10 protein-coding genes are annotated in these 10,143 nt (G+C 62.5%); 2 read left to right on the top strand and 8 right to left on the bottom strand.

Annotated features, from left to right (window positions below; translation table 11 throughout):
* Positions 1–40: 40 nt before the first annotated feature.
* The 4 genes from BT125_RS23875 to BT125_RS23860 form a co-directional block, all read right to left on the bottom strand.
* Positions 41–409 (bottom strand): glyoxalase superfamily protein, encoded by a 369-nt coding sequence (locus tag BT125_RS23875; protein WP_060739274.1) that lies wholly within the window; start codon positions 407–409, stop codon positions 41–43.
* A gap of 124 nt (positions 410–533) precedes the next feature.
* A complete protein-coding gene (locus BT125_RS23870; protein ID WP_072411016.1) occupies positions 534–2,006 on the bottom strand; it encodes an N-acyl-D-amino-acid deacylase family protein in 1,473 nt (490 codons plus the stop codon).
* 1 nt (position 2,007) lies between these two features.
* On the bottom strand, positions 2,008–2,868 hold the full coding sequence (locus BT125_RS23865) for a MurR/RpiR family transcriptional regulator (protein ID WP_072411014.1): 861 nt from the start codon (positions 2,866–2,868) through the stop codon (positions 2,008–2,010).
* A 27-nt stretch (positions 2,869–2,895) separates the two neighbouring features.
* Complete coding sequence (locus tag BT125_RS23860) at positions 2,896–4,245, bottom strand: GntT/GntP/DsdX family permease (protein WP_072411012.1); 1,350 nt, start codon at positions 4,243–4,245, stop codon at positions 2,896–2,898.
* A 283-nt stretch (positions 4,246–4,528) separates the two neighbouring features.
* Between BT125_RS23860 and BT125_RS23855 the strand changes: the two genes are divergently transcribed.
* The gene (locus tag BT125_RS23855) at positions 4,529–5,974 is read left to right on the top strand and encodes a SulP family inorganic anion transporter (protein WP_072411010.1); all 1,446 of its coding nucleotides are present in this window, start codon (positions 4,529–4,531) and stop codon (positions 5,972–5,974) included.
* Positions 5,975–6,122: 148 nt separating this feature from the next.
* Here BT125_RS23855 and BT125_RS23845 read toward each other — a convergent pair whose 3' ends face one another.
* The 3 genes from BT125_RS23845 to BT125_RS23835 all read right to left on the bottom strand — a co-directional run bounded on the left by BT125_RS23845 (position 6,123) and on the right by BT125_RS23835 (position 8,708).
* On the bottom strand, positions 6,123–7,016 hold the full coding sequence (locus tag BT125_RS23845) for an NAD-dependent epimerase/dehydratase family protein (protein WP_072411006.1): 894 nt from the start codon (positions 7,014–7,016) through the stop codon (positions 6,123–6,125).
* A 101-nt stretch (positions 7,017–7,117) separates the two neighbouring features.
* Positions 7,118–8,029 (bottom strand): LysR family transcriptional regulator, encoded by a 912-nt coding sequence (locus BT125_RS23840; protein WP_072411004.1) that lies wholly within the window; start codon positions 8,027–8,029, stop codon positions 7,118–7,120.
* An 88-nt stretch (positions 8,030–8,117) separates the two neighbouring features.
* Positions 8,118–8,708 (bottom strand): NADPH:quinone oxidoreductase MdaB, encoded by a 591-nt coding sequence (locus BT125_RS23835; protein WP_072411002.1) that lies wholly within the window; start codon positions 8,706–8,708, stop codon positions 8,118–8,120.
* Positions 8,709–8,907: 199 nt separating this feature from the next.
* Here BT125_RS23835 and BT125_RS23830 point away from each other — a divergent pair, with 199 nt between their 5' ends.
* Positions 8,908–9,222 carry a putative quinol monooxygenase gene (locus BT125_RS23830; RefSeq protein WP_072411000.1) on the top strand — a complete coding sequence of 105 codons (315 nt, stop codon included), beginning with the start codon at positions 8,908–8,910 and terminating at the stop codon, positions 9,220–9,222.
* On the opposite strand, the gene BT125_RS23825 is transcribed toward BT125_RS23830, so the two are convergent.
* On the bottom strand, positions 9,212–9,976 hold the full coding sequence (locus BT125_RS23825) for a sulfite exporter TauE/SafE family protein (RefSeq protein WP_072410998.1): 765 nt from the start codon (positions 9,974–9,976) through the stop codon (positions 9,212–9,214). The two genes, BT125_RS23830 and BT125_RS23825, sit on opposite strands and share 11 nt — an antisense overlap.
* Between the last annotated feature and the right edge of the window lie 167 nt (positions 9,977–10,143).

The raw sequence follows: 10,143 nt of genomic DNA, 5'->3' as shown, positions 1-10,143 counted from the left end.
GGATCCTGCCAGGCCTGGAGGATTCGAGCGGGAGCGCCTCTCAGACAGTGATCGCATTGGTAAACACCAACCGGTTCCCAAACGGATCGACCACCGTCATGTCCTGGCTCCCCCAGGGCATGGCCTGGATCTGGGGGTGGGCGTAGCGATACGCCTTGTCCTGCAATTGCTGTTGGAACGCTTCCAGCTCATCGGTCTCGATCCGCAGGGCCGAGCCCGGCGTGCAATCGCCATGGTGCTCGCTCAGGTGCAACACGCAGTCGCCACGGGAGACCTGCAAGTACAACGGGAAGTTATCACCGAAGCGATGTTGCCAGTCGACGGTAAAGCCCAGGAAGTCGACATAGAACGCCAACGCCTTGGTTTCATCGAAGATCCGCAGGATCGGGGTGGTTTTACCGAAGCTCATGGGTTGCTCCCTGGCTGAAAAGACCCAGTTTAGATGGGTTGACCCCAATGCTTCGGCCTTGGGCCCGGCTTCTTTAGTGTCGCAGTGCCATTATTGTGACGCCAATTTACCCAATATCAGCCGCTTACACGCCATTGGCTGGACCAAACCCCTGGCGCAGGTCGCCCTCCCGCGCCAGGAACAGCCCTTTCCGGCGCCCGTTTGCCTGCCCTTCGAGGTAGCTCAAGACACCATTGACCCACACGCCATCAATCCCTTCGGCAGATCGTTGCGGCTCGTTGAAATCGGCCACATCGCGAACAGTGCGTGGGTTGAACAGCACCAGATCCGCCCAATGGCCTTCACGGATTTCACCACGGTCCTTCAAGCCGAAGCGCGCCGCCGACAAACCGGTCATCTTGTGCACGGCGGTGTGCAGCGCAAACAGCCCGACATCACGACTGAAATGGCCCAGAACCCGTGGGAATGCGCCCCACAAGCGCGGATGGGGAAACGGGTCTTCGGGCAATCCGTCGGAGCCGACCATGGACAGCGGATGGGCGAGGATTCGGCGGACATCGCCCTCATCCATGCCGTAGTACACCGCGCCAGCCGGTTGCAGGCGCCGCGCCGCTTCCAACAGCGACACCGCCCATTCGCCGGCGATGTCGGTCAGGTCGCGTCCGCCCATTGACGGGTGTGGTGTCGACCAGGTGATGGTGATGCGATGGGCATCGGTCACTTGCTTGAGATCCAGGGTCGAGGAGCTGGCCGCGTAGGGATAGCAGTCGCAGCCGACCGGATGGGTTTTCGCCGCGTTCTCCAACGCCGCGAGCACCTGCGGGCTGCGTCCCCAGTTACCGGCCCCGGCACACTTGAGGTGGGAAATGATCACCGGGCTCTGCGCATGACGACCGATCTGGAACGCCTCGTCCATGGCCTCGAGCACCGGCTCGAATTCGCTGCGCAGGTGGGTGGTGTAGACCGCGCCGAATGCACTCAACTCTTCGCTCAGTTGCATGACTTCGTCGGTGGACGCCGAAAATGCGTTGGCATAGGCCAGGCCGGTGGACAAGCCCAGTGCACCGGCCTCCAGGCTTTCGCGCAATTGCCGGCGCATGGCAGCGATTTCTTCCGCCGAGGCAGTGCGCAACAAATCATCCATGTGATTGCTGCGCAACGCCGTGTGCCCGACCAACGCGGCCACGTTGACCGCCGGCTTCGCCGCCTCTACCGCCCCACGATAATCCCCGAAGCGTGGGTAGGCGAATGCCTGGGCCGTGCCAAGCAGGTTCATCGGGTCCGGCGGATCGCCCCGCAGGCTCACCGGCGAAGCGCTGATGCCGCAGTTGCCGACGATCACCGTGGTCACGCCCTGACTGAGCTTGGGCAGCATCTGCGGTTGGCGAATCACCACCGTGTCGTCGTGGGTGTGCACATCGATGAAACCCGGCGCCAGCACACGACCGGCGGCGTCGATTTCTTCAAGCGCCTGGGCATCGCCCAGGTCGCCGATGCGCTCGATGCGCCCGGCGCGAATCCCTACGTCGGCGTTATAGCCGGGGGTATCGCGGCCATCGATGACCAACGCGTTGCGAATAAGCGTGTCGTACAGCATGTCAGTCTCCCAGCGGCAAGTGATCGTCGCCGCCGCGGTAATCGTCCAGGGCGAGTTTGACTCGCCGCAGGCGCTCTTGATTGTCTTCGGGATGGGCCAGCGCCAGCTCGGTGGCGAGCACGTCGATGGCCAGCAGCATGCCGTAGCGCGCCGCCGTGGGTTTGTAGATGAACGAGGTTTCGGCGCCTTGCAGGGGCAGCACGCAGTCGGCCAGTTGGGCCAGCGGCGAGTCGGCGCGGGTAACGGCCAGGATCGCCGCGCCGTAGCTGCGGGCCAATTCAACGGCACTCAACAGCTCCGGCGTGATACCGGTCAGTGAACAGGCGATGACCAGATGCTGGTCGCTCAGCGAAGTGGCGGTGATGCGCATCATCACCGGGTCGCGACAGGCGGCGATCGGGTAGCCGAAACGCACCAGCCGCACCTGCAACTCCTCGCCGCACAACGCCGACCAGCCACCGAGGCCGAACGCATGGATCATTCGCGCCTTGCCGATCATCCGCACGGCATCGCCGAACCGCGACTCTTCGAATGCCGACAGATGCTGGCGCAGAGTCGCTTCGATATCGCCGACGATCTGTCCATAAAACGCTGATTGCTCCGGCGCCCCGGCGGGGTCGAGGAAACGGCTACCGACACCGCTGGCCTGGGCCAGTTGCAGGCGCAGGTCGCGAAGATCGCGGCAACCGACAGTACGAGCGAAGCGCGACAGGGTAGCGCTGCTGACTTCCGCCCGTTGGGCCAGTTCATCGAGGCTGGCGGAGGCGGCGAAGCCGACGTCTTCAAGCATCAGCCGGGCGATTCTTCCTTCGCCGGCACTGAAGGAATCCTGGCGGGAACGGATCTGGTAGAGGATGTCCATGGCGGCTCCTGTTGGGGTGCGTTGCGCTCAAAGCAAGCGCGAAAGCCCGAGGGTCAAGGCGAACGCGACCACGGAAATCAGCGTTTCGAGCACAGTCCAGGTCTTGAAGGTTTGCGTGACGGTCATATTGAAGTATTCCTTGATCAGCCAGAAGCCGCCGTCGTTGACGTGGGAAAAGATAACCGACCCGGCCCCGGTGGCCAGCACCAGCAGTTCGGGGTGGGGATAACCCAGGCCAATCGCCACGGGCGCGACGATGCCCGAGGCCGTGGTCATCGCCACCGTGGCCGATCCAGTGGCAACGCGCATCAGTGCGGCGAACAGCCAACCCATGACCAGCGGTGACAGCTGGAACTCCTGGGCCAGGCCGACAATCTGTTGCGTGACCCCGGCGTCCACCAGGATTCGGTTCAAACCACCGCCTGCACCCACCAGCAAGGTGATGCTGGCGGTCGGTGCCAGGCATTCGTTGGTGAACTTGAGGATCGATTCACGGTTGAAGCCCTGGGCCAGGCCGAGGGTCCAGAAGCTGAGGATGGTCGCCAGCAGCAAGGCGATCACCGAGTTGCCAATGAACAGCAGGAACTGGTTGAAACCGCTGCCCGGCGTGGAGATCAGGTTGGCCCAGCCGCCGATCAGCATCAGGATCACCGGCAGCAGAATGGTCCCCAGGGTCACGCCGAAACCCGGCAGCCTGGCGCGCGGCTCGCGGTCGAGGAATTGTCGCTCCAGCGGGTTCTCGGCCGGTAGCTGGATGCGCGGCACGATGAATTTGGCGTACAGCGGGCCGGCAATGATCGCGGTGGGAATGCCGATCAGGATCGCGTACAGCAAGGTCTGGCCCACCGAGGCCTGGAACGCCTGCACCGCCAGCATCGCGGCGGGGTGCGGCGGCACCAGGGCATGGACCACCGAAAGCCCGGCGACCATCGGCAGCCCCACCATCAGGATCGACACACCCACACGCCGGGCGATGGTGAAGGCGATGGGCACCAGCAGCACAAAGCCCACTTCGAAGAACAACGGCAAGCCCACCAGGAAGGCAATGCACACCATCGCCCAGTGGGCGTTGCGCTCGCCGAAGCGTTCGATCAGCGTCTGCGCCATCCGCTCCGCCCCGCCGGACTCGGCCATCATCTTGCCGAGCATCGTGCCCAAGGCCACCACCAGCGCAATGTGCCCCAGCGTCTTGCCGACACCCGCCTCGTACGCCCCCACCACACCCGACGGAGGCATCCCGGCCAGCAACGCCAGGCCAATGGAGACCAGGGTAATCACGATGAATGGATTGAGCCGGTAGCGGGCGATCAAGACGATCAGCGCAATGATGGCGATGGCCGCGTAGACCAGTAGCCAATAACCGAAAGCAGGTGCCATGCGTTACTCCTCGAATGGGGTCACGTCGATGTGTTCTGAAACTCATAAATCATTTCACCGAGAAATCTTCAAACCCACTGAAAGTAATTTTCGTACCTAGACAAGAAATGTCGCTGACAGACATCGTGATGCGGCCGCTATGAAAATCCGGCGCAGGACTTTCATGCAGAACCATTCTCTGGTGACGGCTGGCCGCCCCGCACTCAATTCCGTACTATCCGCACCTGTTTTTTGCACCACTCCCCGGCAGCCGACGCTCCACCGGCGCCCAGTCAGGTAAATCATGAAATCAGCCCGTCTTCGCGCCGACATCCTCGCCGGCCTCACCACCTCTTTCGCCTTGCTCCCCGAGTGCATCGCCTTTGCCCTGGTGGCTCACCTCAATCCGCTGATGGGGCTGTACGGCGCGTTCATCCTCTGCACGCTGACCGCGTTGTTCGGCGGTCGACCCGGAATGGTGTCAGGCGCGGCGGGGTCCATGGCGGTGGTGATCGTCGCGCTGGTGGTGCAGCACGGCGTGCAGTACCTATTGGCGACCGTGCTGCTGGGCGGGCTGATCATGATGGCGTTCGGGTTGTTGCGCCTGGGCAAGCTGGTGCGCATGGTGCCGCACCCGGTGATGCTCGGCTTCGTCAACGGCCTGGCGATCGTCATTGCCCTGGCCCAACTGGAGCACTTCAAGAATGGCGAGGCCTGGCTGAGCGGCCCGCCGCTGTACCTGATGGCCGGCCTGGTGGCGCTGACCATGGCCATCGTCTACCTGCTGCCGCGCCTGACCCGCAGCGTGCCGCCGGCGCTGGTGGCCATCCTCGGTGTTGGCCTGGCGGTGGACCTGCTCGGCCTGCCGACCCGAACGCTGGGCGACATGGCCCACATCGCTGGCGGCTTGCCGACCTTTGCCCTGCCGGACATTCCCTGGAACCTGCAGACCCTGCAAATCGTCGCGCCCTATGCGGTGATCATGGCGATGGTCGGCTTGCTGGAAACCCTGCTGACCTTGAACCTGACCGATGAAATCACCGAGAGTCGCGGTTATCCGGACCGTGAATGCGTGGCGTTGGGAGCCGCCAATATGGCCTCCGGGTTGCTGGGCGGCATGGGCGGTTGCGCCATGATCGGCCAGACGATGATCAACCTCAGCTCGGGCGGGCGCGGACGGTTATCCGGTGTAGTGGCCGGGGTAATGGTGTTGCTGTTCGTGCTGTTCCTGTCGCCACTGATCGAGCGCATTCCGCTGGCGGCACTGGTGGGCGTGATGTTCGTGGTGTCCCAGCAGACATTCGCCTGGGCCTCGTTGCGGGTGGTCAACAAAGTGCCGGGCAACGATGTGCTGGTCATCATCGCGGTGACGGTGATCACGGTGTTCACCGACTTGGCCGTGGCCGTGCTCTGCGGGATTATCATCGCGGCGCTCAACTTCGCCTGGCAACAAGCCCGGGAGCTGTACGCCGACACCCATGAGGAAGCCGACGGCAGCAAGCTTTATCGCTTGCACGGCACGCTGTTCTTCGCCTCGTCGACGCCGTTCCTCAACCAGTTCGACCCGGCCAACGACCCGGCCCTGGTAACCCTCGATTGCCGTCATTTGCGCTTCGTCGATTACTCGGCCGTCGCCGCACTCAAGACCCTGCGCGAGCGCTACAGCAAAGCGGGCAAGCACCTGCGGGTGTTTCACCTGTCCGAGCGTTGCAAGCAAATGCTCAAGCGCGCCGGCGTGCAGCACGACTGAAAAGTATCAGGCCCGCATGGGACCTTGTGGGAGCGGGCTTGCTCGCGAAGGCGGCGTGTCAGGCAGCCTGTTTATCGACTGACACACCGCCTTCGCGAGCAAGCCCGCTCCCACAGGTCCTATGTGTTACGGATGGCTTTGAGGGTACTCACACCATCTCATCAAGAATCCACTCCACCACCGACGTCCGCTTCGGCGTCCAGCCCAGCAGCTCACGGGCGTTCGTGCCTCGCACACGGCTGTTGGAACCCAGGCCATAGTTGGCCATTTCGTAGCCCCATTCGGCCTCGGCTTCGGCCAGCGGCCAATCTTGCGGCTCGCCCAGCTTCAGCGCTCGGGCCAGGGCAATGGTCATGTCGATGAACGAGGCCTCGCCGCTTTCAACGAAATAGAACGTGCCGGGTACGTTACGGGTCAGGGCCAGTTTGTACAGCTCGACCACGTCTTCGATGTGCACGTTGGACCAGATGTTCTGCCCCGGTCCTACATGCCGTACCACCCCGCTTTTACGCGCCTGCTTGAGCAGGCGTGGCAACTGCACACTGTCACGCTTGACCCCCAGGCTGTGGCCGTAGATCAAGGTGTTGCAGATCACCGCCGAATTCACGCCTTGCTGGGCGGCATCCAGGACAAGATTGTCGATGGCGACGCGGGCCGCTTTATCGACAGTGGGTGGCGGCAGATGGCCTTCCCGGTAGATGTCATCGCTGTGACGACCACCGGACGCATCGCCGACAATGCTCGAACCGCTGGTGTGCAACAGCACTTTGTTCGAGCCTTCGAGCCCTTCGATCAGGGCTTCGACCGCACCACGATGATCGCTGCTGGCGGCATTGATCACGGCGTCGGCGGCACGGGCCTGTTCGGTGAGCAGCGCGCTGTCCTCGAGGGTGCCAATGACCGGCTCGATGCCCAGCGCAGTGAGTTCGCTCGCCTGTTCGGCACTGCGCACCAGACCGCGAACCTGATGCCCGGCGCGTGCCAGGCCGGTGGCGATGGAACCGCCGATAAAACCGGCAGCGCCGGTGATGAATACGTTCATGGATAACTCCTTGCAACCTGAGTGATGGGACGAGTATCGAGGACTGGTCCTTGCCGAAACAGTCCACATTGCCCAAATCACTCTTGCCTTGAAGTCACGAATCAGCCCTTGAAGTCCCGCGAGGCATAGTCGACGAGCTTGCCCTGGATGAAGTCCAGGAAGCACTGGATCCGCAGGGCCAACTGCGAGTTGCGGTAGTACACCGCATTGATCGGCTGGCGGTATCCGCTGTTGGCATCGGCCAGCAGCACCTTCAGCCGACCGGCCTGGATGTCTTCGCGGGTCATGAAGTCTGACAGGCAAGCAATGCCCTGCCCTTGCAGGGCCAGGTGCCGCACAGTCTCGCCGCTGGACGCGCTGATGGCCGGCTGGATCGGCCAGCGATCACCGTGCCGGTGGCGCAGCGGCCATTGATTGAGGCCCTCGTTCTGGGCAAACCCCAGCAACGCATGCTCCGCCAGTTCGACGACGCTGGTGGGTGTGCCGTGCCGCTTCAAGTAGGCCGGGCTGGCGAGGATGTGCAACGGGCTGCAGCCCAGGGCGCGGGCGTGGAGCGTCGAGTCGGTGAGGGTGCCGATGCGGATGGCGATGTCAGTGCTTTGCTCCAGCAGGTCGATGATCAGGTCGTTGCTGTTGAGTTCGAGTTGGATGTCCGGGTAAAGCCTGCGGAACTCTTCAATGTGCGGGACGATGGCGTGCAGCATGAACGGCGAGGCCGCGTTGATCCGCAAGCGTCCCGCAGGATTTTTCTGGCGGGACGACAGGCGCTCTTCCAGTTCATCCATCTGGTCGAGGATGCCTTTGGCCTGTTCGAAGAAATACTTGCCCTCCTCGGTCAGGTCCATGCGCCGCGTGGTGCGGTTGATCAGCGTGATGTCGAGCTTGGCCTCCAACCGCGATAGCGTGCGGCTGACCGCCGATGGCGTCTGCCCGACCTGTTCGGCGGCGGCGGAGATCGATCCGCACTCGATCACGCAGACGAAAATCTGCAACTCGTCGGATCTGGCTTTCACGGGTGTCCTCTCATGACATGCAACTCAATGTGACAGGGCTTGCCACAGATGCATCATGGCCTTCAGGTAGGTCCCGATAGTAGCCGGATTACCGCGAAAGGCCGAACACCTCGATCAAATGCCGCTCATACCGCGCCACATCCTCTTCGATGTTCGGGCGCTTCATCACGTCCACGCACAGGAAGGTTGGCAGGCCGGTCATGCCGAGGAACTGATTGGCCTTGTGGAATGGGAAGTACACCGCGTCTACGCCCTTGGCTTCGAAGAAGTCGGTCGGGTCGTCGAAGGCTTGCTGCGGGGCGTTCCAGGTCAGGGACAACATGTACTGCTTGCCCTGGATCAGGCCGCCACTGCCATATTTCTGCGAGGCATCGGAACGGGTCCGACCGTCGCTGGCATAGAGGCTGCCGTGGCCTTCGGTGAAGACTTCATCGATGTATTTCTTCACGGTCCACGGGGCGCCCATCCACCAGCCTGGCATCTGGTAAATGATCACGTCGGCCCAGAGGAACTTGGCGACTTCCTCCTGGACGTCGTAGCCGCCGTCGATGAAGGTGGCTTTCACATCGAAACCGCCACGGTCCAACACGCTGAGCGCCGTGTCGTGGAGGGTGGCGTTGTAGCGACCGTCGGAGTGGGCGAATTGTTTGCCGCCGTTGAGCAACAGGACTTTTTTCATGGGGAGCCTCATCGGGTTCCACGGCGTGGGCCGTTGGAGGGCCGCTGCATGGAAAGGTTGAAAATGATGGCGGCAGAGTATCGATGAGCCTCGCGCGGAATAAGGCCCGGCACGACAAAAGTGATTTGATCAAAACGCACGAATCGACCATTGATTGTTGCCATAAAATTCAGCCGACTGTCATTTCAGGAGGCACCCCATGAGCGAACTGCACGGTTTCATCCTGCATGCCAAGACCCGCCCGGAAAAAACCGAAGCCTTCGAAGCGCTGTTTCGCGCCTACGTCGAACCAAGCCGTGCCGAGCCCGGTTGCATCGAATATCACATGCTGCGGGACCAGCAGGATCCAACGCTGTTCATCTTCTATGAAATCTGGGCCTCCCAGGCGCACCTGGAGGTGCACTCGAACCTGCCGCACATGCGGCAATTCTTCGAGCAACGCATGGACTATCTGGAGCGCGACTTCGACATCCGCCGCGTCGACATGCTCAGCCCGTCCTCGGCTAGCCGCTGATCAGCAGATGGCCGCCGAGCACGCCGAGGCCGATGAAAAATGTCCGTTTGAACAACACGGCGCTGATCCGCTGGCGTAACCACTGCCCCAGCCACATCCCCAGCAGCGCCGGTGCCAGCGCCAGTAACGAAGCGCTCAACTCGCCCCCGCCCAGTTCGCCGCGCCACAACAGGCCGGCGGCCAGGGCCAGCGTAGAAACGGTGAATGACAAGCCCAAGGCTTGCACCAGTTCATCCTTGCTCAAGCCCAGCGCTTGCAGATAGGGCACCGCCGGAATGACGAACACACCGGTGGCGGACGTGATCAGGCCGGTCAGCAGCCCACAAAGCGGAGCGATCCACGATTCGACATCGGCACCGACCCGCAGCGTTGGCAGCAACAGTCCGCTCAACGCATACAGCAACAACGCCCCGCCCAAGGCCCGCACGACCCAAGCCCCACCCGTCATACCGAGCCACAGCGTACCGAGCCCGGTGCCCATGAAAATCGCCAGCAGCAGCGGCCACAGGCGCCGGACCAGCGCTTGCAGATGGCCGCCAAACGCCAGTTGCCAGAGATTGGTCAGGGTCGCCGGGATAATAAGCAACGCCGCAGCCTGCGCCGGCGCCATAGCCAGTCCGAGCAAGCCCATGGAGATGGTCGGCAGCCCCAGGCCGATCACACCCTTGATGGTGCCGGCCAGCAGGAAGGTGACGATGACCAGCAGGGAAAGGGCCAGGCCGAGATGTTGATAGAAAGCGATGAGTGTGTTCATGGGGGTATCGTGCGCCTCGGGACTTGGCTTGAAAATCTGCCATATACTGAGGGTGCCTCTCTTGTGGCAATAGGCTGTTCATTCGCTGATGCGGCCGATGCCATCGCGAGCTTGCTCGCGATGGCGATGTAGCAAACACCAGACAAACCCGGCACAGGGATCACCTG

The sequence above is a fragment of the Pseudomonas sp. NFACC04-2 genome (genome assembly GCF_900119265.1).
GTDB lineage: Bacteria > Pseudomonadota > Gammaproteobacteria > Pseudomonadales > Pseudomonadaceae > Aquipseudomonas > Aquipseudomonas fluorescens_AA.
The sequence above is the reverse complement of the archived record's forward strand: the minus strand, read 5'-3'. Positions and strand labels throughout refer to the sequence as shown.

Bases quoted from the DNA above. Each gene is read 5' to 3' on its own strand.
- BT125_RS23875 (WP_060739274.1), bottom strand. From the start codon at position 409: ATGAGCTTCGGTAAAACCACCCCGATCCTGCGGATCTTCGATGAAACC.
- BT125_RS23870 (WP_072411016.1), bottom strand. From the start codon at position 2,006: ATGCTGTACGACACGCTTATTCGCAACGCGTTGGTCATCGATGGCCGC.
- BT125_RS23865 (WP_072411014.1), bottom strand. From the start codon at position 2,868: ATGGACATCCTCTACCAGATCCGTTCCCGCCAGGATTCCTTCAGTGCC.
- BT125_RS23860 (WP_072411012.1), bottom strand. From the start codon at position 4,245: ATGGCACCTGCTTTCGGTTATTGGCTACTGGTCTACGCGGCCATCGCC.
- BT125_RS23855 (WP_072411010.1), top strand. From the start codon at position 4,529: ATGAAATCAGCCCGTCTTCGCGCCGACATCCTCGCCGGCCTCACCACC.
- BT125_RS23845 (WP_072411006.1), bottom strand. From the start codon at position 7,016: ATGAACGTATTCATCACCGGCGCTGCCGGTTTTATCGGCGGTTCCATC.
- BT125_RS23835 (WP_072411002.1), bottom strand. From the start codon at position 8,708: ATGAAAAAAGTCCTGTTGCTCAACGGCGGCAAACAATTCGCCCACTCC.
- BT125_RS23830 (WP_072411000.1), top strand. From the start codon at position 8,908: ATGAGCGAACTGCACGGTTTCATCCTGCATGCCAAGACCCGCCCGGAA.
- BT125_RS23825 (WP_072410998.1), bottom strand. From the start codon at position 9,976: ATGAACACACTCATCGCTTTCTATCAACATCTCGGCCTGGCCCTTTCC.